General features: G+C 41.3%; 21 protein-coding genes and 2 pseudogenes. 1 reads left to right on the forward strand and 22 read right to left on the reverse strand.

Annotated features, from left to right (window positions below):
* Positions 1-77: 77 nt before the first annotated feature.
* Positions 78-428, reverse strand: a complete 351-nt coding sequence (locus AB986_RS04930) for a hypothetical protein (protein WP_152670925.1) — start codon at positions 426-428, stop codon at positions 78-80.
* A 13-nt stretch (positions 429-441) separates the two neighbouring features.
* The gene (locus AB986_RS04935) at positions 442-627 is read right to left on the reverse strand and encodes a cold-shock protein (RefSeq protein ID WP_048309742.1); all 186 of its coding nucleotides are present in this window, start codon (positions 625-627) and stop codon (positions 442-444) included.
* 122 nt (positions 628-749) lie between these two features.
* On the opposite strand from AB986_RS04935, the gene AB986_RS04940 reads away from it, so the two are divergent.
* A complete protein-coding gene (locus tag AB986_RS04940) occupies positions 750-1,733 on the forward strand; it encodes a tyrosine-type recombinase/integrase (protein ID WP_084006399.1) in 984 nt (327 codons plus the stop codon).
* 54 nt (positions 1,734-1,787) lie between these two features.
* On the opposite strand, the gene hfq is transcribed toward AB986_RS04940, so the two are convergent.
* The 20 genes and pseudogenes from hfq to AB986_RS05040 form a co-directional block, all read right to left on the reverse strand.
* The gene (hfq, locus tag AB986_RS04945) at positions 1,788-2,021 is read right to left on the reverse strand and encodes an RNA chaperone Hfq (RefSeq protein WP_048309744.1); all 234 of its coding nucleotides are present in this window, start codon (positions 2,019-2,021) and stop codon (positions 1,788-1,790) included.
* A 46-nt stretch (positions 2,022-2,067) separates the two neighbouring features.
* Positions 2,068-3,009 carry a tRNA (adenosine(37)-N6)-dimethylallyltransferase MiaA gene (gene miaA / locus AB986_RS04950; RefSeq protein WP_048310901.1) on the reverse strand — a complete coding sequence of 314 codons (942 nt, stop codon included), beginning with the start codon at positions 3,007-3,009 and terminating at the stop codon, positions 2,068-2,070.
* Positions 3,010-3,045: 36 nt separating this feature from the next.
* A complete protein-coding gene (gene mutL, locus AB986_RS04955; RefSeq protein ID WP_048309745.1) occupies positions 3,046-4,908 on the reverse strand; it encodes a DNA mismatch repair endonuclease MutL in 1,863 nt (620 codons plus the stop codon).
* Positions 4,909-4,927: 19 nt separating this feature from the next.
* Positions 4,928-7,537: a DNA mismatch repair protein MutS gene (gene mutS / locus AB986_RS04960; RefSeq protein WP_048309746.1), complete on the reverse strand. Its 2,610-nt coding sequence runs from the start codon at positions 7,535-7,537 to the stop codon at positions 4,928-4,930.
* A 517-nt stretch (positions 7,538-8,054) separates the two neighbouring features.
* Positions 8,055-8,603, reverse strand: a complete 549-nt coding sequence (cotE, locus tag AB986_RS04965; protein ID WP_048309747.1) for an outer spore coat protein CotE — start codon at positions 8,601-8,603, stop codon at positions 8,055-8,057.
* A 269-nt stretch (positions 8,604-8,872) separates the two neighbouring features.
* A complete protein-coding gene (locus AB986_RS04970; RefSeq protein WP_048309748.1) occupies positions 8,873-9,289 on the reverse strand; it encodes a YlbF/YmcA family competence regulator in 417 nt (138 codons plus the stop codon).
* Positions 9,289-10,821: a tRNA (N6-isopentenyl adenosine(37)-C2)-methylthiotransferase MiaB gene (gene miaB, locus AB986_RS04975; RefSeq protein WP_084006400.1), complete on the reverse strand. Its 1,533-nt coding sequence runs from the start codon at positions 10,819-10,821 to the stop codon at positions 9,289-9,291. The genes AB986_RS04970 and miaB overlap by 1 nt, the downstream gene beginning before the upstream one ends.
* Positions 10,822-11,096: 275 nt before the next feature.
* Entirely contained in the window at positions 11,097-12,272 is a 1,176-nt protein-coding gene (locus AB986_RS04980) for a glycine C-acetyltransferase (protein ID WP_048309750.1), read from the reverse strand.
* A 42-nt stretch (positions 12,273-12,314) separates the two neighbouring features.
* Positions 12,315-13,355, reverse strand: coding sequence for an L-threonine 3-dehydrogenase (tdh, locus tag AB986_RS04985; protein WP_201779258.1), 1,041 nt, complete (start codon positions 13,353-13,355; stop codon positions 12,315-12,317).
* A gap of 191 nt (positions 13,356-13,546) precedes the next feature.
* The gene (locus AB986_RS04990) at positions 13,547-14,413 is read right to left on the reverse strand and encodes a 2-oxoacid:ferredoxin oxidoreductase subunit beta (RefSeq protein ID WP_048309751.1); all 867 of its coding nucleotides are present in this window, start codon (positions 14,411-14,413) and stop codon (positions 13,547-13,549) included.
* A complete protein-coding gene (locus AB986_RS04995) occupies positions 14,400-16,151 on the reverse strand; it encodes a 2-oxoacid:acceptor oxidoreductase subunit alpha (protein ID WP_048309752.1) in 1,752 nt (583 codons plus the stop codon). The genes AB986_RS04990 and AB986_RS04995 overlap by 14 nt, the downstream gene beginning before the upstream one ends.
* 112 nt (positions 16,152-16,263) lie before the next feature.
* Entirely contained in the window at positions 16,264-17,184 is a 921-nt protein-coding gene (locus AB986_RS05000) for a dipeptidase (protein WP_048309753.1), read from the reverse strand.
* 109 nt (positions 17,185-17,293) lie between these two features.
* On the reverse strand, positions 17,294-17,554 hold the full coding sequence (spoVS, locus tag AB986_RS05005; protein WP_044391806.1) for a stage V sporulation protein SpoVS: 261 nt from the start codon (positions 17,552-17,554) through the stop codon (positions 17,294-17,296).
* Between the two features lie 108 nt (positions 17,555-17,662).
* A complete protein-coding gene (locus AB986_RS05010) occupies positions 17,663-18,457 on the reverse strand; it encodes a TIGR00282 family metallophosphoesterase (protein WP_048309754.1) in 795 nt (264 codons plus the stop codon).
* 317 nt (positions 18,458-18,774) lie between these two features.
* Complete coding sequence (gene rny / locus AB986_RS05015) at positions 18,775-20,331, reverse strand: ribonuclease Y (protein ID WP_048309755.1); 1,557 nt, start codon at positions 20,329-20,331, stop codon at positions 18,775-18,777.
* Positions 20,332-20,718: 387 nt separating this feature from the next.
* Positions 20,719-21,156: pseudogene (locus AB986_RS05020) on the reverse strand (recombinase RecA family protein); the annotation flags it as partial.
* 266 nt (positions 21,157-21,422) lie between these two features.
* The gene (locus AB986_RS05025) at positions 21,423-22,046 is read right to left on the reverse strand and encodes a PDDEXK family nuclease (RefSeq protein WP_048309756.1); all 624 of its coding nucleotides are present in this window, start codon (positions 22,044-22,046) and stop codon (positions 21,423-21,425) included.
* A 74-nt stretch (positions 22,047-22,120) separates the two neighbouring features.
* A pseudogene (recA, locus tag AB986_RS05030) lies at positions 22,121-22,729 on the reverse strand (recombinase RecA); the annotation flags it as partial.
* Positions 22,730-22,923: 194 nt separating this feature from the next.
* Positions 22,924-24,492 (reverse strand): DEAD/DEAH box helicase, encoded by a 1,569-nt coding sequence (locus tag AB986_RS05035; RefSeq protein ID WP_048309757.1) that lies wholly within the window; start codon positions 24,490-24,492, stop codon positions 22,924-22,926.
* Between the two features lie 11 nt (positions 24,493-24,503).
* Positions 24,504-25,733 carry a competence/damage-inducible protein A gene (locus AB986_RS05040; RefSeq protein WP_048309758.1) on the reverse strand — a complete coding sequence of 410 codons (1,230 nt, stop codon included), beginning with the start codon at positions 25,731-25,733 and terminating at the stop codon, positions 24,504-24,506.
* Positions 25,734-25,808: the final 75 nt, after the last annotated feature.

A 25,808-nucleotide genomic window follows, 5' to 3' on the forward strand; every position in this document is an offset into this window, starting at 1 on the left:
GATCTGACACGATAGTATACGCACCTGCCCAGAAATCGTGACAAAAGCCCAAAAGAAAAACACCCTAGACAGAGTGTTTAATTAAATCGTGATACGTATGATTCCGGTATCGTTACTTTTTGTTTCCCTTTCGGATGCTGATACGATCGATAAAAGGTAAGCTCTTCGCCATGCTCTACTACATCTATTTCAAGCACATACCCATTAGATCGTTCAAGCATTTTCATGAATACATCGCCGGCTTTAAGCGTATATAAAACAAAATCGCTTTTTAAATGGGGGATTTCGTTCTTCTGTACTTCAGGTAACGTTTTGAATACTTCACAGAATCTTTCTAGCGGAACAATATGCTTGCCTTTACCTGCCGCTTTCGTGATACTAACGACTTGGTCAGCTTTATGAATGATTTTCTCCATAATTTTACTCATAATATTCCTCGCTTTACTTAATTTCTGGGAGGTTTCGCACTTCACTCATCATTTCTGCTCCACATAACGGACAAGCTGGCGTATCAGAAAACGAGTAATCTGCCCTCATCCAGCCCGCACAATCTCCTCCTGAACATGACCATACATCTGTATCTACTTCTGGAATCGGTTCTTGCTGCTGTTTTGAAAAAAAGGCCATAACAAACGCTCCTTTTCTATTTGGTACCTACAGTATTCCCATAAATCCCAAAATCATGTAACTGCATCGAAATAATTCTATCGTGATTTTTGTTATAATAGAAGAAAACAGAAGGGGGCAGCATGATGGAGCTCTTTGAAGAAACACTTCCTGAATTTCTTGAACAATACCTTCAATCGCTTGAACGCAAAGGCAGAAAAGAATCTACCTTAAGGCGTTACCGCTATGACCTTGTTGACTTTACCTTCTGGCTAAGGACGTTTAACCGCGATGTCGATTTCGAGAATTTTCGTCAGTTGACATCAAAAAGGCTTCAAGAATACATTCGATACTTACATCTAGAACGACATTATTCCGAACGAACACTTAAACGGATCATGACTGTCCTAAACCAAGTATATCGTTATTATATGTCGTTAAATCGTACAAAGAACAATCCAATGAAAGAAGTTGTCCTTCCAACAAATGATGTAGCCGGGTACATGGATAGTGATTTCCTTCATGATGAAGAATGTGAAAAATTATTAGAAACAATCATCTCTCTCGAAGATCTAACAGAAAACCAGTTGAGGGCTCGATCGTTTTTAATTGACCGCAATTTAATTATTGCTCGTCTTTTTCTTTCATATGGCCTCACTCTACAGGAGCTTTGTGGTCTTTCTATGAAAGACGTCTCTTTTGAACAGAATGAACTTTTAGTTACGTCCGCCTATGGAAAACGTACTGTGCACCTTGACGTTGAACATAAAAAGATCCTTTTTTCTTATTATCAAACGATCCCTACTCCTGTTAGACCAAGATTAAAGAGTGATGACCCTTTGTTCGTATCCTTTGATTTCCAGCGCCAAACATATAGATGGAGCTATGAAGTTGATCGCCCGAAACGATTGACAGAAATTGCTGTACAAAAAATGATTCGACAGGAAGTCCAGCGTGCCGGACTACGAAAAGGTGTTTCTGCACAGCATATGAGGCGTACTTGTGTTATTCGAGCTATCGAAAACGACTTGTCGATCGATCAGCTCCGTACACAATTCGGAATGAAATCAGATTTAACGCTAAAACGCTATTTTGATTATATGGAAAAGCAGCCAATGACATCTTAAAATAGGTACAAAAAAGTCCCTCATCCTGCAGAAATCAGAACGAGGGACCTATTTTTACTTGTCAGACTCAAAATTTATTTCAACTGATCGCTGTGGAGCGAAAGTAGAAATGGCGTGTTTGTAAATCAATTGTTGTTTTCCATCGGACTCAAGGATAATTGTGAAATTATCAAATCCCTTGATCGTCCCTTTAAGCTGGAATCCATTAAGCAGATAAACCGTCACAAATACATTGTCTTTTCTCAATTGATTTAAAAATTGATCCTGGATGTTAATTTGCTGCTTCATTGTCAGTCCTCCTCTTTTTCTCTAAAGGCATTCAATTATTACATTTCTAGCTTTCTGCTAACTTTCCTGCAACAACTTGCAAGATTGTTTGGATTTTTTCTTCACGATCATTCGTCATATCAAACCAATCCATCTCCATTTGATGGCGGAACCAGGTTAGCTGACGTTTCGCGTACCTTCTTGAGTTCTGCTTCAATTCATTCACGGCGTCTTCATATGAAACACGACCATCAATGAATCGGTAGATTTCCTTATAGCCAATAGCTTGGACTGACTGACAATCTCGAACACCCTCAGCGTGTAAAGCTCTCGCTTCCTCAAGTAATCCAGCCTCCATCATAAGATCGACTCTTCTATTGATACGATCATAAAGCAAATCTCGATCCATCGTAAGGCCAACATTCACGAGATGATAAGGAGAATGTTCTGGAAGCGCGTCTTTCGATGCCGATACAGGCTCGCCAGTTACATGATAGACTTCAAGGGCTCTTATAACTCTTCTTACATTATTCGGATGAACGTTCTCATAGCTTACAGGATCGATTTCTTTTAGTCTCGAATGGAATGCTACAGCACCTTCTTCTTCAGCAAATCGCTCTAGTTTCGCACGATACGCAGGATCTTCCTTCGCTTCAGAAAAGGCATATTGATGCGTGACGGATTTAACATAAAGACCTGTTCCACCCGCTATAATCGCAACTTTCCCCCGACTATTAATATCAGCTACGAGGTCTGTAGCAAGATCCTGAAATTCAGCGGCTGAAAAACTTTCGGTCGGATCTTTAATATCGATTAAATGATGAGGAATTCCTTCCATCTCTTCAGTTGTCACTTTTGCCGTTCCGATGTCCATGCCTCGGTAAATTTGCATTGAGTCTCCACTAATGACTTCACCGTCAAGTGCTTTAGCAAGCTCAATACTTGTCTTCGTTTTCCCAACAGCTGTTGGACCGAGAACGGTAACTAGTTTTTGTTTCTTTTTGTCCATTTGATTCACGTACTTTCCTTCAATGTTTTCAGCTCGTTACATAACCCTCTTAAACATTTTCTCCATCTCATATGTGGAATAGTGAATAATAATTGGCCTGCCGTGAGGACATGTATACGGATCAATCGATTGCCGTAACGTCTCAAGCAGAGTGAATACTTCATCATCCCGCAAATGCCGATTGGCTTTAATGGATTTCTTACAGGACATCATGATAGCCGCTTCTTCGCGAAGCTTCTTCACATCAATCGCACGATTATCAACGACCTCTTGAATTAGCTCCTCAATCGTATTCTGTTCGGCTCCTTTCGGAAACCAGACCGGATGAGCGCTAACCATATAGCTGTTCCGACCAAACGATTCAAGAAACACGCCAACTTTAGCAAGATCTTCTATCCTACTATCAATAATGGCCGATTCTGACGTATTATACTCAAGCGTAAACGGAACGAGCAATTCTTGAACCACAGGATCAATTTCACCGACTTTTTCTCGGTAGAATTCATACTTAATTCGCTCCTGTGCCGCATGTTGATCGATGATATATAGTCCATTCTCATTTTGAGCAAGAATGTAAGTGCCATGCATCTGACCAATTGGGTAAAGGGGCGGAATTCGAGTATCGCTATCATTCGTTTCTTTCACATAATCCATTGCCATCTCAAGCTCATCGCGTGTATCAGGCTCAGACTGATTCGTCTCATAGTCGTCTGACTTCAATTCTTCCTTCACGCTAAACGGTTTTTTAAAATCCCTTATGAAGGGTGCCGGTTCAAAGTCGTCCGTTTTAATTTCAGGATCCTTGACTGGCGGCTCTTCTTCTCTACTCTTAGGTCGATCATGCTGAAAGCGAAAAGCAGGCTGTTCGCTTTCGGGTTCCTTTTTCTTCGGTGCTGTTTGTTCAGGTATAAGTTCAATCTGCTTAAAGATTCCTTTAATAGCATTTTCGATCGCAAGTGCAAGATCTTGCTCTTTACTAATGCGCGCTTCTAATTTGGAAGGATGTACGTTCACATCAATCAACGTTGGGTTCATCTTAATATGAAGAACAACAATCGGATACCGTCCAATCGGAAGTAGCGTATGATAGCCCTGCTGAATTCCTTTTGATATCGTGAAATTCTTAATATAGCGACCGTTAATCACTAGCGAAATATACTGCCGGGACGCTCGAGTTAATTCCGGTTTGGCCGCATAGCCCGTTACTGTAAAATCAATCGTTTCTGCATACAGCGGTAGCATTTTTCTAGCTGTGTTATACCCGTAAATTGCCGCAATGACTTGCAACAGATCACCGTTTCCAGTTGTCGTAAGCAATTTCTTACCGTTGTGAAAGAAACGAAAGGCGATGTCAGGGTGCGCCATCGCTTGACGGTTAATAACATCTGCAACATTGGCAAGTTCTGTGTGAACGGTTTTCATATGTTTTAAACGAGCTGGTGTATTATAAAACAGCCCCGTAATTGTCATTTCCGTCCCTTTTCGGCTGTCAGTCGCTTTAAATTCAGCTACTTTCCCAGCTTCTATTCGTACATAAGTTCCGGCAGCTTCACCAGTAGACGTTTTTAATTCAAGATGAGAAACAGCTGCGATACTCGGTAGGGCCTCACCACGGAATCCTAGCGTTTCAATTTGAAATAGATCCCGTTCATTTTTTATTTTACTCGTAGCATGACGGAAGAAAGCGAGCTTACAATCTTCCTCATCCATCCCACTACCATTATCTACGATGCGGATTTTGGAAAGACCGCCTTCTTCTATTTCAATTGAAATTTCACTGCTCTCTGCATCAATGGCATTCTCAACCAGTTCTTTTACGACAGAAGCCGGTCTTTCGACTACTTCACCAGCAGCGATCTTATTTGAAAGCTGATCATCAAGCTGCACGATCTTTCCCATTATCCTCACCTTTCTTTCTTTATGACTTTAACTGCTTTTTCAGCTCATACAACGTATTAATCGCGTCCATTGGGGTCATCTCCATAATATCAACGGACTTTAAACGATCTAGAATCGCTTTTTCAGCCGGCGTTCTTGCTGGCTTACGTTTCGCTTCTTCATTAAAGAAAGCAAGCTGCGCTTCTTCTTCCTCGACAGTAACTTTCTCTTTCGTGACCGTATTTGATTCTACTTCAGGTTTTGTAACGGTATCTGACTCTGATTCAAATTCTTTTAGTATCGCTTCAGCACGTTTGATCAGAGGTTCAGGTAAATTCGCAAGCTGTGCTACATGAATTCCATAGCTTTTATCAGCTGATCCATCGTGTACTCGGTGTAAGAAAACAACTCGTCCTTCTTCTTCAACTGCCTTCACGTGAACGTTCTTCACGCGATCAAGGTCCTCTTCAAGTGTTGTTAGCTCATGATAATGAGTTGAGAAAAGCGTTTTGGCTCTAACTTCACTGTGTACGTACTCAATAATTGATTGCGCGAGTGCCATACCATCATAAGTAGACGTTCCTCTTCCGATTTCATCTAGAAGAATTAAGCTATCTTGGGTAGCACGCGTAATTGCATAGTTCGCTTCTAACATTTCAACCATGAACGTACTTTGGCCTGCCGCCAGATCATCTGCAGCACCAATACGTGTAAATATCTGATCAAACACAGGTAAAACGGCAGATTCGGCTGGCACAAAGCAACCAATTTGACCAAGAATGGAAATCAGCGCAAGCTGCCTCATGTACGTACTTTTACCGCTCATGTTAGGACCTGTGATTAGTAAAATTTCTCGATCACGGTCCATCATCACATCATTCGCTACATATTCTCGCCCTTTGAGCATTTTCTCAACAACTGGATGACGTCCACCTTCAACAGCTACTTTCCGTTCTTTTGAGAAAATTGGCTTTGTAAATCGATTCTCTTCACTTACGACGGCAAATGATTGAAGCACATCAAGCTCGCTAATTTTCCTAGCTAATTGCTGGAGTTGTGGAATAAACGCTTTAACCTCTTCACGAACGTTGGCAAATAAACTATATTCAAGATCCACAATTTTCTCTTCTGCTTCTAGAATCAAGGTCTCCTTTTCCTTAAGCTCTGGCGTTATAAACCGCTCGGCATTCGAAAGGGTTTGTTTACGCTCATATCTGCCTTCAGGAAGATTAGGAAGGTTCGATCGTGTGACTTCTATATAATAACCAAATACTTTGTTGTATCCGATTTTAAGCGACTTAATGCCAGTCCGCTCCCTCTCTTGCATTTGAAGGGCTGCGATCCAATCTTTACCATTACGACTCGCATCACGATACGTATCAAGATCCGCATGATAGCCATCTCGAATCATTTGCCCTTCTTTCACAGAAAGTGGCGGGTTATCTTCAATCGCATCTTGCAATAGTTTCACAAGTTCTTCACACGGAAGAATTTCTTCTCCGAGTTCTTTTGCATATGGATTATCGAGCGATGAGACAGCTTGTTTAATTTCAGGGATTTTCTCTAGCGACTTTCTTAATTGCACAAGATCGCGTGCATTTAAATTGCCAAACGCAACCTTACCAGCTAGACGCTCTAAATCATAAACACCTTGAAGCTGTTCTCTGATTGTTTCCCGTTCGAAAAATTGTTTCATCAGCGTTTCAACGAGCTCCTGGCGCTTTTCTATTTCACGTTGCTTTAATAGAGGTCGTTCAACCCATTGCTTTAAAAGCCTTCCACCCATTGCGGTAACAGAACTATCTAGAAACCAGACAAGAGAGCCTGTCCGCTTTTTATCACGAATGGTCTCAACAAGTTCAAGATTTCGTTTTGAATTTACATCTAGCTTCATATATTGAGAAATATGATAATGACGAAGAGGCTGCAAGTGATCCATCGAGCGCTTCTGTGTTCGAATTAAATACTGTAGAAGACGACCAAACACATGCAATAGCTTTGGTTGGTCAATGTGGTCACTAAGCGGTGTTAATGTTTCAGGAATCCTAGTGTCATCCTCAATCGAAATCGTAACAGTCATCCGTTCTTGAATGGCATTCGACAGCTCCACACTCTCGCTATTTACAACAACTTCTCGTGGTGCAAGGTTCGAAAGCTCTCCAATCACTTCATGATGATCCCCAGCTAGTATCGTCGCCATCGATTCACCCGTTGTTAAATCGTTCGCGGCAAGTGCAAACGTATCATCTTCAAATTCAGAAATCGCAACAATGTAATTGTTCTCTTTCTCTTTAATTAAGTGATCCGACATCACCGTCCCAGGTGTAATAAGCTGAACAACTTCTCTTCTCACAACCCCTTTTGCCTGCTTTGGATCCTCCGTTTGCTCACAAATTGCTATCTTATAACCTTTTGTCACTAGTTGAGATATATAATTATCAGCAGCATGATAAGGCACGCCACACATCGGAATGCGTCCCTGCTCTCCACCATCTCTGCTCGTTAACGTAATTTCCAATTCCTTCGATGCACGTGTCGCATCATCAAAAAACATTTCATAAAAATCGCCTAAACGAAAAAATAAAAAGGCATCCTGATACTCTGCCTTAATTCTAAGATATTGCTCCATCATAGGTGTATATCGCGCCATGATTCTTCTCCACCAATCTTATTTCTATTCAAATAACAGTATAGCATATCAGAAAAGCGGAGTGGGCCTGTTAAAATCCGTAGGATGTTGGAGCCCTTTCAGATGAGACGCTTTTTGTCTCAACTGAAAGGGTGAAACAGCCGGAGGATTTGGCCCACGTAGCTGGATCTTGTGAAAAGCGGAGACGAGCGTCTAGAAACGAAGATATTGGAACTCTTGAACGGGAACACGTTTCTTGTGTTCCCGTTCAGGAGTGAAATATCGTAGTTTCTGCGAGTCGTAGCTGGATCATGTAAAGCGGAAGTGGGCGGTTAGACTCGATAGGCACTGGAACCTTTCAAAATGAACACGGTCTTTGTGTTCAGGTTGAAAGGTGAAGTGACCGAGAGTCTGCCCACTGCAGCTGGATCATGTAAAGCGGAAGTGGGCGGTTAGACTCGGCAGGCACTGGAACCCCCTTCTCCACCCCTAAACCAAAATAAAAACCAGGAAGAAGGTTTGCTTCTCCCTGGCATAGCTATTCTTCAAGATCACCAATTAAAAAGTTCGGATCTAAATCTTCAAACTCTTCATCATCAACTTCATAATCCCAATCATCATCGTCTTCACAACCATCAGGATTTACGTAAACACACATTTTTGTTTCGCCAATGACTTCAACGAGAAACTCTCTCTCAGCCTGAACAATGATTTTTTGACCACTTGGAGCTATGGTAGCTTCAAGTGCATTCGGCTCTTGGATTGCTTTCGCCACTACTTCTTCAGCCACAGAGTCTTTGTCTTTATAGCGAAGAGGAATTTCTTCACGGTATTTTACATTTTCTGTTTTGACTTCTGTTTTCGTATTATGGCTGTAAGAATACCAGATATTAATGTCATAAGAGCCTTCAACGACTACGGTGTCACCGTGCTTCTTTGACTTAAATTCATTGTTAATAATCCAACAACCAAGAATACTTGATGGTTTATTGGACGGTGAAACGGTGTGTGTATCCTGTGTAAATTTACGCCCTTTGCCGCAAACTGCTTTGGCGAATATCTCTCTGTAATTATATTCCTCTGACATCGATCATACCTCCTCTTCCAATCTTCATTCTCATCCTATGCAAGACAAACGACTAGTGTGCCTCTTTTTTTATCCCACCCTTAAGTGGCAGTAATTCTTCCATGTTCATATGGAAGTTTCACTCTATCAAGGCTGTTCCACTATCAGTCTATGTCTTTAATGTCCAATGCTTTACAACCTTTTGATATTTTTCTTAAAAAAGTACGGTATATGAAATTTATTATTTAGAACAAATAAAAAAAGCCGGGATTATTGTCCCGACTTTCACCTTACTTACATCCAGGTCCGCTTTGAGTTGATCCGGTTGTTCCTTCTAGAACATTCCCACCAGTTGCCTCGATGATTTCATCTGTAACAGTATTTGAAATTGTGTTCGCAACAAGCTGAAGCAAATCATTCACATCAGACTGTGAACGTTTGAATTCTTGAACAACAGGAATTTCATCAAGCTGCTGCATGAGCTTATCAATACGCTCATCTTTTTCTTTCAACGCTTCATGTTTTGAATAGTGTTGAAGATTAACTGCTTCTTTTTGTTCAAGCTTAATGCGCGCGATTAAACTTTGCACTTTTTTATTTTCGTTGATTTTTGCTTCTGCACGTTTGAAGAAATCAACTTCTTCTGTTTCTGAAACTAATTTAGCAAGATCTTTTGCTTTTGCGATTACTTCCATTCTTGACATCATTATGCATTCACCTCAGCCGTTTTTTCGATATATTCTCCATCAAGAGACCACGTTTTTGCTTTTGTAATTCTCACTTGTACCAATTGACCAATGAGAGATTTAGGACCTCTAAAGTTCACTACTTTATTTTTTCTCGTATAACCAGAAAGGACGTCAGCATTCTTCTTGCTTTCACCTTCTACGAGCACTTCAACAATCTCACCTTCAAAGACTGCATTGTTCTTCGCTGCCATCTCATTTACAAGAGCATTCAATCGTTGAAGTCGCTCTTTCTTCACATCCATTGGAACGTTGTCCTGCATCTTAGCTGCTGGTGTTCCATCACGCTGTGAATAAATAAATGTATAGGCACTATCATATTCTACTTCTTTAACAAGCTCAATTGTTTCCTCGAATTGTTCATCCGTTTCGTTAGGAAAACCGACGATGATGTCCGTTGTAAATGTTGCATGTGGCATTACTTTCTTTATCTTACCAACAAGCTCTAGATACGTTTCTCGTGTATAGCGACGGTTCATTAATTTCAGAACCTCATTACTTCCGCTTTGAACCGGGAGATGAATGTGGTCAACTAAATTCCCACCCTGACCTAGTACTTCTACTAGTCGATCATCAAAGTCTCGCGGATGACTCGTTGTAAATCGAACTCTAGGAATATCGATTTTATGAATCTCATTCATTAAGTCTCCTAGACCATAGTCAATGTCTTCTAAATCTTTCCCATAAGCGTTTACATTCTGTCCGAGAAGCGTAACTTCTTTATACCCTTTTGCCGCAAGGTGACGGACTTCCTGAATGATATCTTCCGGGCGACGACTTCGTTCTTTACCTCTTGTATATGGGACGATACAGTACGTACAGAACTTATCACAACCGTACATAATATTAACCCAGGCTTTTATTTCACCTTTTCTCGTTCTCGGAAGGTTCTCAATGATGTCGCCTTCTTTTGACCAAACTTCCATCACCATTTCTTTACCGAATACAGCTTGCTCCATTAATTCTGGTAAACGGTGAATATTATGTGTACCAAAAATCAGATCCACGAATTGGTGTTTCTGCATTATGCGATTGACCACAGACTCTTCCTGAGACATACATCCACACACACCAATAATGAGGTCAGGGTTTTCCATTTTCAATGGCTTTAAGTGCCCTAGTTCACCAAATACTTTATTCTCAGCATTTTCACGAATCGCACACGTATTTAAAAGAACCACATCAGCTTCTTCGACCGCTGTTGTTGCTTCAAAACCCATCTCTTCAAAAATGCCGGCCATGACTTCAGTATCGTGCTCATTCATTTGACAGCCGTATGTACGAATCAAGAACTTCTTATCTTTCCCGAGATTTTTAATGTTCTCTGGAATTTCAAAATCGTAATGAACATTAACATTTTCTTTTCCGCGGCGCTTTGCATCCTTTAAATTAGGTGCTTGGTACGTTGTCTGAAAATATTTCGCAAAGTCTTCTGTCGTTTTCTCTGTCTTCTTCACATTTATTTGTGAATCTAGTCTTTGCTTTTCGTTCATGTCGTTCGACTCCTTTCCAATTAAAAGGATGACCATGCTATGAAAAAGAGCACTGTGCTCCTAAACTTAGAAAACTAGGCTTATGAAAGGAAGATACCAAAAAGCCTCTGTTTTATTCGTTATCCTTTAACGTCAAATAAAAAATGTGTAACTAGTGGACATTCCTTTATTATAAGGGTTTCAGAGTATTTAAGCAATGAGACCTCACAACATCTAAACGACTTTTAACTCCCTAACATACAAAAAAGAGGGGGATCGCTCCCCCTCGCTGTTCCTTACAATATACCAAGCTCTTTAGCAGACTTTTCAAAAGCATTAAGTGCTTCTTGGAGGTCTTCTTTTGAATGCTGTGCGGTTACGATTGTGCGAACGCGGCCTTTTCCTTTTGCTACAGTTGGGAAAGCGATCCCCTGAGCAAACACACCATTTTCAAATAGCTTATCAGAGAACTTATGTGTTAAGGCTTCATCACCAATAATCACTGGAGTTACGGGCGTTTCGCTAATGCCCGTATCAAAACCTAAATCTTCAAGCCCTGCTTTAAAGAATTTCGTATTGTCCCAGAGCTTTTCAATTAATTCTGGTTCTTCTAGAAGGACATCGATCGCTGCAGAGCACGCTGCTGTTACGGCAGGTGGGTGCGATGTACTAAATAGGAACGGACGACCTTTATGGATAAGGTAATCGCGAAGCGTCTTTGTGCTTGCAATATACCCACCAAGAACGCCAATGGCTTTACTTAGTGTACCCACTTGAATGTGCACGCGACCGTTTAGTCCGAAATGATCGACTGTTCCGCGTCCATTTGCTCCAAGTACGCCACTCGCATGAGCATCATCGACCATTACAAGGGCATTGTATTTCTCACAAAGCTCCACAATTTCAGTAAGAGGAGCGATATTTCCGTCCATTGAGAAAACGCCATCCGTTACGACTAAACGAGTGCGATAATCTTGTGTTTCTTTAAGAGCTTTTTCTAGATCTTCCATATCTGTGTGCTTATAAATGCGACGCCCGGCCTTCGTTAGACGGATGCCATCGATTATGGATGCATGATTCAGCTCATCTGAAATGACAACATCTTCTTTTGTTAGAATTGCAGAAAGAACGGCCTGGTTTGTCGCAAACCCAGATTGTAGTACAAGTGCAGCTTCTGTGTGCTTGAATTCTGCAAGCTTTTCTTCAAACTGTTCATGCATAGATAGCGTACCAGCAATTGTACGAACAGAACCTGTTCCTGCACCGTACTTTTCAACCGCTTCAATCGCGGCTTGCTTCATTTTAGGGTGATCCGTTAGTCCAAGATAATTATTGGAAGATAGCTGGATGACATTTTTCCCTTTGATTGTTACCCGTGACCCTTGAGCGGATTCTAATGGAATAAGGTTACGAAAAACACCTTCCTCTTGCATTTGATCTAACTCTTCTTGAAGATATTCAAAACCTTTCATTGGTTGACCTCCTCTTCATTATGTAACAGCTCTTTACGAGCATTATGGATGCAATACTACCTTACCACATTTCCCCTTAATCATTAATTCGAAGCCTTTTTCAAAGTCTTCTAGAGGAAAGTGATGTGTAATCATTGGCTCAACGTCTACCTGACCTGATTGTAAAAGCCCAGAAACCTGACGCCATGTTTCAAACATTTTTCTTCCGGTAATCCCTTGCACGGTAATGCCTTTAAAAACAATATCGTTCGTTACATCAATTTCAACCGGACGAACAGGAAGACTTAGAATAGACACTCTTCCACCATTTGTTACCATCTTAAATCCTTGATTCATCGCAATCGGGTGACCTGACATTTCACATACAACGTCTACGCCATGACCGTTTGTGAGTTCATGAACAACATCAAGAGGGTTTTCATTTCGTGAATTAACAACTGTGGTAGCGCCCATTTCTTTCGCAAGATCCAGCCTATAATCATTCAAATCAAGTGCGATTACTTGTGAAGCGCCCGCTGCTTTTGCAACACCAACAGCCATAATACCAATTGGTCCACAACCTATAATCGCTACCGTTTTCCCTGCAACATCTCCTGCTAGAACCGTATGAACCGCGTTCCCCATTGGTTCCTGAACAGATGCCACATCAAAAGATAACGATTCAGGATTCTTCCAAATGTTTTGGGACGGCAATGCGACATACTCAGCAAAGCAGCCGTCTGTATCAACGCCAATAATCTTGGTGTTCTCACAGATGTGGAATTTACCTGTTAAACATTGCGGACACTGATTACATACAATGTGCGTTTCCGCTGACACGTGATCGCCGATTTCAAGATTTGTTACATTCTTTCCTTTTTCTACAACTACCCCTGCGAATTCATGTCCAAATACGTACGGAGGATTCACACGACTTTGAGACCATTCATCCCACGTATAAATATGTACATCTGTACCGCAAATCGATGTTGCTTTAACTTGAATTAATACTTCATTATCATTAATTTTTGGAATATCCACCGTTTGAAGTCGGGCACCTTTTTCACGCTCATGCTTCACAACCGCTTTCATCTTTCCTTCCACAGCGTACACCTCACTTATTCAAAACGTTCATTAATCACTGTTAACACAATCATTCTATCACTTTTTGTGTTAACCGTAAAGTTGATATGTCCTCTATATGCGGACACTTATAGTTTTATAAATGGAAAATGGACAAAAATTCAATCGACCAAAAAAAGACCCTCCTGTGAAGGAAGGGTCTTGATTAGGATTTACATAAACTCTGTCATTAATTCTTTGAATTTTTCTTCTGGTAGTGTCAAATTTTGTTTAGATAGAGCTTCTCCGCTATATCCTTTTACCGATTCCTGATATGAAGGTCGTGTCGGATTATGATAAATTAAGCCCTTCACAAGTCCGTCATGCTCCATTAACGTTTGCATGGCCATCATACGGTTCGTAGGATCATACCCTTCGATATCGCTTAAACTAACTAGATTCTGTTTAAACCAATCATATGTGTTCACCTTATTAAATGTGACACAAGGGCTGAAAACATTAATTAACGAGAAGCCTTTATGCTCGATGCCTTGCTCAATAATCGCAACAAGATCCTTAAGATCTGTTGAGAAGCTCTGCGCCAAAAAGCCACATCCACTTGAAAGCGCAAGCTCCATTATTGATAAAGATGATTCGATTGAGCCAGAAGGTGTGCTCTTTGTTTTAAATCCTTCTGCACTCGTTGGAGAAGTTTGCCCTTTTGTAAGTCCATAAATTTGGTTATCCATTACAATGTAGGTTACGTCAATATTTCGTCTCATCGCATGAATCGTGTGTCCCATGCCGATTGCAAAACCGTCCCCATCTCCTCCAGAAGCGATAACAGTTAAGTCACGGTTAGCCATTTTCACACCTTGCGCAATTGGAAGGGAGCGACCATGAATCCCATGAAATCCATACGCATTGATATAGCCGCTGATCCGTCCAGAACATCCGATTCCTGAAACAACTGCAAGATCATCTGGCTCTAGTCCAACATTTGCAGCCGCGCGCTGAATAGCAGCTTGCACCGAGAAATCACCACAGCCTGGGCACCAGTTAGGTTTTACCTGATTTCGAAAATCTTTAAATGTGGCCATTTACTAACATCTCCTTGCATTGTTGATGGATATCACCTGGCAAGAATGGATTACCGTCATATTTAAGAAGACTTTCAATCTTATCGCCGTGACCTGCATTCATTTTTACAAGACTAGCAAGTTGTCCTGTTGCATTATGTTCTACAACGACTACTTTCTTCGCACGATTAAGCATCGGTAACAACTCATCAGCTGGAAATGGATGAACCAATCGAATTTGTGCATGGTTTACTTTAAAGCCATCTTCTTCAAGCCTTGGGATCGCTTCTTCGATACTTCCTCTTGTTGAATTAAATCCAATCAACAGCACATCTGACTCTTCATGTTGCTCTCTCTTGTAAATTGGGAACGGAAACGATAAATTGCTAATTTTCCTCAACCGCTTCTCCATTTGGTCTTTACGATTCTGTGGAACTTCAGAAGGTTTTCCTGTCTCATCGTGTTCAACTCCAGTTACATGAAAGATCCCATTCTTTGTACCTGGAATAACGCGGTTCGATACGCCATCATCCGTTACTTCAAACCGTTTGAAATAGGATTTGTCTTCTCGTTCAGGAAGCTCTTGATCATTCAGCTTCCCTCTTCTAATGTTTATTTTATGATAGTCAAGTGGTTCAACCGTTTGCTTACCGAGTGAAAGCTGTAGATCCGAAAGCAAGATAACAGGACATTGATATTCTTCTGCAAGATTGAAAGCTTCAATCGCATCATAGAACGCTTCTTCAACTGTGCTAGGAGCTATTACAATTTTAGGAATCTCCCCATGAGTTCCGTAAATCATGGCAAGTAAATCAGACTGCTCCTGCTTCGTTGGAAGACCTGTACTCGGTCCACCCCGCTGTGTATCTACAATTACGAGCGGTGTTTCAGTAATGCCGGATAATCCGATTGCCTCCATCATCAAAGAAAGTCCTGGACCTGCTGAAGCCGTTAGTGTTCTAACTCCCGCATAATTCGACCCAATCGCCATAGTTGCAGCAGCAATCTCATCCTCAGTCTGTATAACAGTACCACCAAACTCTGGGAGCTTCTTGATCAGGTACTCCATAATTTCTGAAGCAGGTGTAATGGGATAAGCTGCCATCAACCTTGCACCACCCGCTAAGGCTCCTAGTGCTATCGCATCATTTCCAATCATGAACATACGATTCTTTCCATCGGCTTTTTTAAGAGATAGCGTTTGAACACCTTTTCCCGCAGATTGGATAAAAGCGTCCGCTCCACGCTGAATCGCCTCCATATTGTTCGTAACAACTTTTTCCCCTTTTCGACCAAATATCTCTTCTACCACAGCCTGATAAGTAGCAGTGTCGACTCCTAAAGCTGCACTTGTTGCACCAATAGCAACCATGTTTTTCATAAGTGATGTGCCAAGTTCCGTTGCGATCTCCGAAAAAGGAATGCTAACAAGCTCTGCCTTACAACCTTCTGGTTTAACAGGCTTGAACTTAGCGTCACCAATAATAATGCCTCCGCTATGCAGTTCATGAGCATTCACATCAATTGTCTCCTGATCAAACGCGATCAGCATGTCAAGATCATCAGAAACAGAGCGTACTTCTTTCGTACTCACACGTATCTTATTATTCGTATGCCCGCCTTTAATACGGGACGAAAAATGCCTGTAACCATATAGATAGTATCCCAAACGATTTAACGCAATCGCGAATATTTCACCTGTACTCTCAATTCCCTCACCCTGCTGTCCACCAACTTTCCATGAAAGTTGTTCGATCATATCGCCCCACCCTTTCTAATCTAGTACCTGAAACCGCTTGCTTATATTACTAGTTCGAAATAGGATTATGATTCCCTGCTCATTCATTCGACAAAACCTAAATTCTTACTTATCAGGGCATTCGTGTAATGAGGTTTTTCCCTAAAAATCCATCGACTTGTTCTTTACTATAATACCGATTCAGCTCTTCAATGAGACGTGAATAATCCTCATAGCACTCTAGTCCTGCTGGCACCTCTTTAATTCCATCAAAATCGGATCCCAGTCCGATATTTGATGTTCCACCAAGACTACATATATGCTCAATATGATGAATAATATCTGATACGCTTGCATTTCTATCATTTCGTAGAAATTTAGGCACAAACGTAACACCTATAAAAGAATCTTTTTCAATTAATGCTGTCAGCTGCTGATTATCTAGATTTCGTGGATGTGTGCAAATCGCTTTTGCATTTGAGTGAGAAGCAATAACATAGCGTCCCTGATCGATCACATCCCAAAATGCTCGAACAGATAAGTGTGACACATCTGTCCAGATTCGATGCTGATTATGTAAATCCACAATGCTTCTACCAAAGTCAGAAAGACCTGCTCCCCTGGACTCAAGAATGCCATCAGCTGTTGCATTGCCATAATTCCATGTAAGGCCGACTGATCGAACACCAAGACGTAAGAGTGTTTTTAATCTTCCCGCTTCTTTTCCAATCGCATCGCAACCTTCTAGTGTTAGCATGGCACCTATCTTTCCATCGGGAATATTCTCAGCATCTTCTTTCGAATAAACTGGTACAACATCGTCATAAGGTTTGATCACTTTTTCATGGAAAATATCGACCATCTCTAACGCACAGTCAAATTTAGCTCCATCCGGTACGCTCTCAGGTACATAGATCGCAAACAGTTGAAGTTTAGCCCCCGCTTTTCTCATTTGATTAAGGTTCGTGTGAAGACCATCCCCGTTCTCAAATGAAAGAGAAGGGTCCAACCACATTTTACAAAGTACATCGCAGTGCGCGTCATGTATATTCATCGTGAGCCTCCTATGTTTGTCCAATTCGTGTATAGCACATACCTATTAATCATATCAAAGTATAAAAAACCTGTTTGTAAAAACAAACAGGTTTTCTTGACGGAACTATTTAGCGAGGCTCTACAATTAGCTTAATTGCGGTACGCTCTTCACCATCGATCAAAATATCGGTGAAAGCAGGGATACAAATGAGGTCAACGCCACTGGGTGCTACAAACCCTCTTGCGATGGCTACTGCTTTCACTGCCTGGTTCAATGCACCTGCTCCAATCGCTTGAATTTCAGCATTACCGCGTTCCCGAAGGACGCCAGCTAGTGCACCAGCTACAGAATTAGGATTGGATTTTGCTGAAACTTTTAATATATCCATTTTTATAGCCCCTCCTTAATTTGATCATCCATTACCACTCTAGACTATATTCCTTGTAAGAAGCTTGTATTCCTGCTGTCTCCGTCAAAATTTCAAAACATTCAAAACCTAATCATAGAATGGACGATCCTCATTGATCGCTATTCTTTCAATCTTAGTAGCCTTACCAGTTTTTGGATCTAATGTTAAAATGACCCCACTAAGTTGTTCCCGACCTTTTGTCACTTCAAACCTTACAGGCATCGTTGTCAGAAATTTCTTAATAACTGCTTCGCGTTCCATTCCGAGAATACCATCATACGGGCCAGTCATGCCTACATCTGTTAAATAGCCTGTGCCCCCAGGTAAAATTCGTTCATCCGCTGTTTGAACATGAGTGTGTGTTCCTACAACCGCCGTTACTCTACCATCAAGGTACCACCCCATTGCCTGCTTCTCACTTGTTGTTTCAGCATGGAAATCAACGAAGATAACCGGCGTCCGTTCTCTCATCTCTTCAATAAGCTCATCTGCCTTGGTGAAAGGATCATCAATTGCTGGAAGAAACGTTCTTCCTTGAAGGTTGATTACACCAACTTCGACTCCGTTTATATTCACAATCGTTGACCCATTCCCAGGAGTACCTGGAGGAAAATTCGCTGGTCTAACGAGCTTAGGAGCGCGATCGATAAATTCAAAGATTTCACGATTATCCCAAGTGTGATTTCCCATCGTAATCACTTGAGCACCAGCTTCTAGGAAGCCTCGATAAATTTTCTCAGTAATGCCACGCCCACTTGCCGCGTTCTCACCATTTACAATTGTAAATGTAGGCTTGTACTTTCTTTTTAAACGAGGTAGGTAAGTCGAAATCATATTACGTCCTGGGGAGCCTACAACATCTCCAATAAATAGTATTTTCATAATGATACTCCAATCTCTTATTTCGTTCTTTCAGTTTATCAAAAGAAAGCATTGATATTAAGTAATAGATAAAGTTAAATTGCTGTTTTGGTAAACATTTGCTTTTGCTATAAGAGTAGTGGTTGATTTCCACTCCAGGATGCTCGCTTTCCGCGAGGCGGGCGGTGAGCCTCCTCGGAGCGCTTTAGGCGCCTCTGTGGGGTCTCACCTGTCCCGCTCATCCCGCAGGAGTCGAACACCTTCCGCTCCAATCAACTTTGAAGTGTGTCTCTTTTATATAAAAGCCAATTAAATAAAGCGATGCACGCGGCATCGCTTTATTTTGCATACTCAACTGCCCTTGTTTCACGAATTACCGTGACTTTAATGTGCCCAGGGTAGTCCAGTTCATTTTCAATTTTCTTTGTAATCTCACGTGCAAGACGGTAGGATGAAACGTCATCTACAAGGTCAGGCTTAACCATAATTCTGATTTCACGACCTGCTTGTATAGCAAATGACTTCTCAACGCCTTCAAACGACTCTGAAATCTCTTCCAGCTTCTCTAGACGGCGAATATACGTCTCAAGCGTCTCACGGCGTGCTCCCGGACGTGCAGCTGACAATGCATCGGCTGCTGCCACAAGAGTTGAAATAACAGATGTAGCTTCTGTATCACCATGGTGAGATGCGATTGCATTAATCACAACAGGGTGCTCTTTGTACTTCGTTGCTAGCTCTACTCCAATTTCAACGTGGCTTCCTTCCACTTCATGGTCAATTGCTTTACCAAGATCATGTAGGAGACCCGCACGTCTAGCAAGCTGTACGTCTTCCCCAAGCTCTGCTGCCATTAATCCTGTTAAATAGGCAACTTCCATGGAATGCTTCAGTACATTCTGTCCATAACTTGTACGGAATTTCAATCGTCCCAGAATCTTAATGAGATCCGGGTGGAGTCCGTGAACTCCAATTTCAAATGTGGATTGCTCTCCAACTTCGCGGATGTATTCGTCTACTTCCCTGCGTGATTTCTCAACCATTTCTTCAATTCGAGCAGGGTGTATTCTTCCATCTTGAACGAGTTTATCCAGGGCGTTACGAGCGATTTCTCTTCGTATCGGATCAAAACCGGACAGAATAACTGCCTCAGGTGTATCGTCGATAATTAAGTCAATCCCCGTCAGCGTTTCAAGAGTTCGAATGTTTCGACCTTCACGGCCAATAATTCGACCTTTCATCTCATCATTTGGCAGGTTAACAACGGAAACCGTCGTTTCTGCAACATGATCCGCAGCACAGCGCTGAATCGCAAGCGACAATACTTCTCTCGCTTTCTTATCAGCTTCTTCTTTCGCATGATTTTCACGCTCTTTCACCATCTGCGCTAATTCAAGCTCATGCTCGCTTTCACGGAAGATGATTTGCTTCGCTTCTTCCCTTGTAAGACCGGAAATCCGCTGAAGTTCTTGTTGCTGTTCTTGTAGCAACTCCTCCACTTTGCCTTCCATCTCTTCAATTTGTCGTTGTTTTTTGGTGAGAGAGTCCTCTCTTCTTTCGAGGGAATCCTCTTTTTTGTCAAGAGTCTCACTTTTGCGATCAAGGACCTCTTCTTTTTGTACCAAACGATTCTCTTGTTTTTGTAACTCATTTCTGCGTTCACGAATTTCACGCTCAGCTTCAACACGAAGATTATGATTCTCGTCCTTCGCTTCAAGCATAGCTTCCTTTTTCAAAGCTTCCGCGTCGTTTTTACCTTCTTTGATAATCCGTTGCGCTTCCATTTCTGCACTGGAGATTTTCGCTTCAGCAATCGTTTTGCGAACAAGAAATCCAACAACTGCTCCGACTACTGCAGAGACCAGCATAGTGGAGATGATGATCACTATATCCATCGAACTCACCTCCTCCTGCTATCAACTTGTTGGTTTACTGTCATGTTAGTTCTTTGTACCATTTGCAAGATTTCAATCCAGCACATGTCACTTGTTAAGAGTAAAGTATAATCTTACTAGAAAATTATAATTATACAATTAATATTGTATCTTTCAGCGTAAAGGTTGTCAAGAGAGCACATAGAGTCAAAATTGCTTCAGATTGCTCATTATTGCTCTTTTTTTCGCACCTAAGTTATCGATTATTCATTACTAATAACTGACATCTTACTGCCTGATCATGGAAATGATAGGATTGGTTTACTTGATTACGAACGTGTTTTGCATAATAAAATCTATGTAATGAGAGAAAAAGCCGGTCTAAATGACCGACTATCTCTGCATATCTTACTTATCTTCAGGAAGAAGCGTATCGTTGCCTGATGCAGTTTCTTCCACTTGCTTATCTGCGTCAAGATTATGATGAGCACGTACGCGTGATTCAATTTCAGCTTCAATAGCCGGGTTTTCTTTCAAGAATTGTTTCGCATTTTCACGACCCTGTCCAAGACGTTCGCCTTCAAATGAGAACCATGAACCGCTCTTTTGAACGATCTCAAGATTTGAACCAATATCAAGAATTTCACCCTGCTTCGAAATACCTTCACCGTACATTATATCAACTTCAGCTTGCTTAAATGGTGGAGCAACCTTGTTCTTTACAACTTTAATACGAGTCTTGTTACCAACCATATCGTTACCTTGTTTAAGAGTTTCAGCACGACGCACTTCTAATCTAACAGAGGAATAGAATTTAAGTGCACGTCCTCCTGGAGTTGTTTCTGGCGTAATCTATAGATTTTCCATTTCTATAGTGTGGACTATCTCTTCATCTCAATAAATTGAGAGCCTTGCACTTCCAGCAGCAGCCTATCTTCTGCCGTACCCTACTAAGTTAACTCGATTTAGAGTTCTTTTCGGTAGTCTCTACACCTTCCTATTTAAAGGCTTGGCACGGTATTACCCATACAATGGAGGGCTTCACCGTTAGCAGCATATTAATGCCACACCCTTAGGCAATAAGGTTCACAAGGTTTTTTAACTTGCTATCACTAGCAAGGGAAACCCATAGTAAACTCCTTAATTTTTTCTTTAACAATATCCAAATTTCCTAACTCAATTTCATTAATAGCTAAATAATAATAACCTTGTGAGTTTAAAAATGCCGTTTTTCTTTTATCACGATCTATCACTATTGGGAGAGAGTGAGACCATGATCCATTTACATCTAAGCAATACTTTCTACCTAAATAAAAATCAATTGACCATTTGTCAATTCTTTTTTGTTTGTGATAAGCAAGGTCTAACTCAATTAAAATCATCTCAACTTGTTGCTCAATTAACGTGTCATAATTTTTCTTTCTCACGCTAACATCAAGTTCTTTTCTTCGTTTAGCAACACAAGCGTCAGAAACACCATATTTTTCGGCAATCTCTACATGAGATAGATAAGGATTTTTCAATTCCTCTAGAACTTCATCGGTTTTAGGCAAATAGATTTTCCAATGCCTTTCCCTTTGTAACCCTAAAAGATTAATAATTTCCCCAACTCTTCTGTAATCAATGTTAATCGCTGTGGCAATTTCAGTAAGTTTAAGTTGATAATGTTCCTTTATAAAGTTTACTTGCCATTGTTCAATATTTTTAAATGTTCTATCCCCAATTTTAACCGGCATTTTTTTCTCCATTTCACTATTATTTGAGATGGAAATTTGTATCTAAAGAGAAAAAACTAAGCAACTAATCGTTGATTTCCGAACATAACCCCAACCTTTTCACGAATCTGGTTAATAAAGACCGCGGTTGTTTTGGACTTGTTAATTGCACCTGAAAGCTTACGAAGCGCTTGGGACATTAGACGCGCCTGCAAACCAACGTGAGCATCTCCCATTTCACCTTCGATTTCTGCCTTTGGTACTAGGGCAGCTACGGAGTCAACAACGACCATATCAACTGCACCGCTTCGTACAAGTGCTTCGGCAATTTCTAGGGCTTGTTCTCCTGTATCTGGTTGGGAAAGTAGTAGCTCATCGATATTAACACCGAGTTTTTCTGCATAAACTGGATCAAGTGCATGTTCAGCATCTATAAATGCGGCTTGGCCGCCGTTTCGTTGTACTTCTGCGATAGCGTGAAGAGCAACAGTTGTTTTACCTGAAGATTCCGGACCGTATACTTCGATAACGCGTCCTCTTGGATATCCTCCTACACCGAGAGCAATATCGAGTGCTAGCGATCCAGTGGAAACAGTCGAGACCCTTTGCTCAGCTTGTTCGCCAAGTTTCATAATGGAACCTTTTCCGAATTGCTTTTCTATTTGTCTTAATGCCATATCTAAGGCAGCTTTGCGATCACTCACGAATAAATTCCTCCTCGTTATTAAACTATCACTATCATATCTCTTTTTTATCGATTTGCCAATAGAAAACCGAACATTTATTCGTCTTTTTATCGTTGATCTCCTCTTGACTTTTCGATTCTCTTTCGTCTTAAAGCGAATATAATTCTCATGAAGAACGATCAGCTCCAAGTATAGAGCTGATCGCTTCATTTTTACACTCTGCTTTTTTGGGGTTTGGCCGGTTCTAAATGGATCGATTTACCATCAATTCCACCTGCACGAAGCGCTTCATATACGAATGGAGCTACATCTTCGTGAACTTCAAAGAATGAGAACTTCTCAAAGATATCAATTCGTCCAACAGAATCACTATCTACTCCAGCCATCACTGAGAGCTCGCTAAGGAGCTTCTTAGGATGTAGGTCAATGTTACGTCCTACATTTAGGAAGAAACGAACCATGCCATTCTGTCCACCTGTTTCACCGAAGTTATATTCGGAAGGCGTGGTATTTTGTTTTTCCTGAATCGCATTTTCAAGCAACGCTTGCACAAGCGAATGGGCATCATATTTAGCAAGAAGAAGCTCAGACGTTTCTCGAGCTGATGAGTCCTGCTTTTGATTTACCAATTGCTTTTCAACTGATTTAACAATGTTTTCAAGATCTACTGATTCATCCTGAAGTGGTTCAGCAGAAAGATTCAATTTAATCTTGGATTCAATCGACTGAAGAAAACGCATGTCTTTCGGTGTTACTAGAGTTAATGCAATACCTTTGTTTCCTGCGCGACCTGTACGACCTATACGGTGAACATAACGCTCAGGATCTTCAGGGATATCATAGTTTATCACGTGACTGACGTGAGCAACGTCAATTCCTCTTGCAGCTATATCAGTCGCAACAAGGAAATTAATTTGGGAACGTCTAAAGAGATTCATCACTTTTGAACGCTGCTGTTGCGTAAGGTCTCCATGAAGTTCTTCACCACGGTAGCCACGTTTCTTTAGCGATTCCGTTAGCTGAGAGGCGCCCTTTTTCGTTTTCGTAAAGATGATTCCTAAACGAATTTCCTCATTCTCAATCACACGACAAAGTGTATCAAACTTATCACTTTCAAACGTTCGATAATACACTTGCTCCACAGTATCTGCAGTTACATCACCTTTTGAAACAGAAATCGTAAGAGGATTTTTTAAGTACTTTCCTGAAAGCTTACGAATTGGGGCTGGAATTGTTGCAGAAAAAAGCAATGATTGGCGCTGAACAGGTAACTGCTTGAAAATTAGTTCTATATCATCAATAAAGCCCATGTCGAGCATTTCATCCGCCTCATCAAGAACAGCGGTATGCACATTATCTGTTCGTAGCGTCTTGCGCTTTAAATGATCAAGCATACGTCCCGGTGTCCCCACTACGATGTGAACACCTTTCTTCAATGCACGAATCTGATGATAAATCGGTTCTCCACCATATACAGCAAGAACATTAAGACCCTTATGCTTTGAAAGCTTCTGAAGTTCAATCGCAACCTGCATTGCAAGTTCTCGTGTTGGGGTAAGAATGATCGCTTCAGGGCCGCCAACTTTCTTCACTTTTTCAATAATAGGGATCCCAAAGGCAGCCGTTTTTCCTGTTCCGGTCTGCGCCTGACCAATGATATCTCTTCCTTCTAGTATTGGTTCAAGTGCTTTTTCCTGGATAGGAGTCGGTTCCTTAAAACCAAGTTCAAGCACAGCTTTTCTTACTTCGTTTGATAAAGCAAAGTCTTCAAAATTCTTCATACCTACGTAATTCACCTTTCTAAATTCAATAGTGTATTCAATCCATGTTTCGCAGTTCGTTTACGGATAGCATCTCTGTTTCCGGCAAGATGAAGCGAAATGACTTTCTCGCCTAGAGGTGAAACTACTCCAACAAACACTGTACCAGGTTCCTTTCCTTCGCTAGGATCTGGCCCTGCTACTCCAGTGAAACTGATGCCGACATCGGTGTTATATCTCGCTCTAACGCTTCTTGCAAGTTCAATCGCACACTCTTCGCTTACGGCACCGTATGCTTCGAGCGTTTCGTTTGATACGCCGATCTCTCGCTTTACTTCGTTAGAGTAACACACCACCCCACCGTAAAAAAGAGAAGAGGCTCCAGGAAGATCCGTTATTTGTTGACTAAACAGTCCGCCGGTAAGGCTCTCTGCAGATGAAATTGTCCAATTGCGTTTTTCAAGAGTAGCAAATGTTTCTTTTGCAAGAGAAGTTTGGTCGTACCCATATAAAAACTTCCCAACACGCTTTTTGATTTTCTCTTCCGTTTCATCAATAAGCTTCTCAGCTTCTGCTTTCGAGTCTGATTTTGCTGTCAGGCGAAGCGTTACTTCCCAGTCGCCTGCTAGCGGAGCAATGGTAGGATTCGTTTGTTGATCAATTAAGTCTTCAAGATCCGCCTCAAGCCTGGATTCACCAATGCCAAAGAAACGAAGCACGCGAGAGACAATCGTGTCACCCTGCTTCATCTGGCTAAGTAAGTATGGCTCAGCATAGTTGGTGAACATTGGGTAAAGTTCTTTCGGAGGCCCTGGAAACAGCATATACGTTCGATTGTTCTCTGTTAAAGCCATCCCAGGAGCCATGCCATTGTCATTTCGCAATACCTCTGCACCTTCTAAGACTAGCGCCTGTTTACGGTTGTTCTCTGACATAGGAGCCCCTGTTTTCGTATAATACGCTTGAATGGTCTCCATCGCTTCTTCGTTGTAGACAAGCTTTTTATTAAGCGTTTCAGCAATGGTTTCCTTTGTAAGGTCATCTTTCGTTGGGCCAAGCCCGCCAGTGAAAATTAACAAGTCTGCACGTGACTCTGCTATTTCGATCACTTGTTTCAAGCGATCACTATTGTCTCCTACTGCGGTGTGATAAAAAACATTTATGCCAAGATCAGCCAGTCGGGTAGAAATAAATTGTGCATTTGTGTTAGCGATTTGTCCGAGCAATAACTCTGAACCGATTCCGATAATTTCTGCATTCATACGTACTCATCCCTTCCTTTAGAAACCTGATTAGAAACCAGATTTATTAGCTTGATCATCATTCTTCTACTTCCA

The sequence above is a fragment of the Guptibacillus hwajinpoensis genome (assembly GCF_001039475.1).
GTDB lineage: Bacteria > Bacillota > Bacilli > Bacillales > Guptibacillaceae > Guptibacillus > Guptibacillus hwajinpoensis.

Bases quoted from the DNA above. Each gene is read 5' to 3' on its own strand.
- AB986_RS05000 (WP_048309753.1), bottom strand. From the start codon at position 17,184: ATGAATATACATGACGCGCACTGCGATGTACTTTGTAAAATGTGGTTG.
- AB986_RS04990 (WP_048309751.1), bottom strand. From the start codon at position 14,413: ATGGCCACATTTAAAGATTTTCGAAATCAGGTAAAACCTAACTGGTGC.
- rny (WP_048309755.1), bottom strand. From the start codon at position 20,331: ATGGATATAGTGATCATCATCTCCACTATGCTGGTCTCTGCAGTAGTC.
- AB986_RS05025 (WP_048309756.1), bottom strand. From the start codon at position 22,046: ATGCCGGTTAAAATTGGGGATAGAACATTTAAAAATATTGAACAATGG.
- AB986_RS05035 (WP_048309757.1), bottom strand. From the start codon at position 24,492: ATGAAGAATTTTGAAGACTTTGCTTTATCAAACGAAGTAAGAAAAGCT.
- mutS (WP_048309746.1), bottom strand. From the start codon at position 7,537: ATGGCGCGATATACACCTATGATGGAGCAATATCTTAGAATTAAGGCA.
- AB986_RS05010 (WP_048309754.1), bottom strand. From the start codon at position 18,457: ATGAAAATACTATTTATTGGAGATGTTGTAGGCTCCCCAGGACGTAAT.
- miaA (WP_048310901.1), bottom strand. From the start codon at position 3,009: ATGGACAAAAAGAAACAAAAACTAGTTACCGTTCTCGGTCCAACAGCT.
- AB986_RS05040 (WP_048309758.1), bottom strand. From the start codon at position 25,733: ATGAATGCAGAAATTATCGGAATCGGTTCAGAGTTATTGCTCGGACAA.
- hfq (WP_048309744.1), bottom strand. From the start codon at position 2,021: ATGAAGCAGCAAATTAACATCCAGGATCAATTTTTAAATCAATTGAGA.
- miaB (WP_084006400.1), bottom strand. From the start codon at position 10,821: ATGAACGAAAAGCAAAGACTAGATTCACAAATAAATGTGAAGAAGACA.
- AB986_RS04940 (WP_084006399.1), top strand. From the start codon at position 750: ATGATGGAGCTCTTTGAAGAAACACTTCCTGAATTTCTTGAACAATAC.
- AB986_RS04970 (WP_048309748.1), bottom strand. From the start codon at position 9,289: ATGATGTCAAGAATGGAAGTAATCGCAAAAGCAAAAGATCTTGCTAAA.
- AB986_RS04935 (WP_048309742.1), bottom strand. From the start codon at position 627: ATGGCCTTTTTTTCAAAACAGCAGCAAGAACCGATTCCAGAAGTAGAT.
- AB986_RS04980 (WP_048309750.1), bottom strand. From the start codon at position 12,272: ATGAAAGGTTTTGAATATCTTCAAGAAGAGTTAGATCAAATGCAAGAG.
- spoVS (WP_044391806.1), bottom strand. From the start codon at position 17,554: ATGGATATATTAAAAGTTTCAGCAAAATCCAATCCTAATTCTGTAGCT.
- AB986_RS04930 (WP_152670925.1), bottom strand. From the start codon at position 428: ATGAGTAAAATTATGGAGAAAATCATTCATAAAGCTGACCAAGTCGTT.
- cotE (WP_048309747.1), bottom strand. From the start codon at position 8,603: ATGTCAGAGGAATATAATTACAGAGAGATATTCGCCAAAGCAGTTTGC.
- AB986_RS04995 (WP_048309752.1), bottom strand. From the start codon at position 16,151: ATGATCGAACAACTTTCATGGAAAGTTGGTGGACAGCAGGGTGAGGGA.
- mutL (WP_048309745.1), bottom strand. From the start codon at position 4,908: ATGGGAAAGATCGTGCAGCTTGATGATCAGCTTTCAAATAAGATCGCT.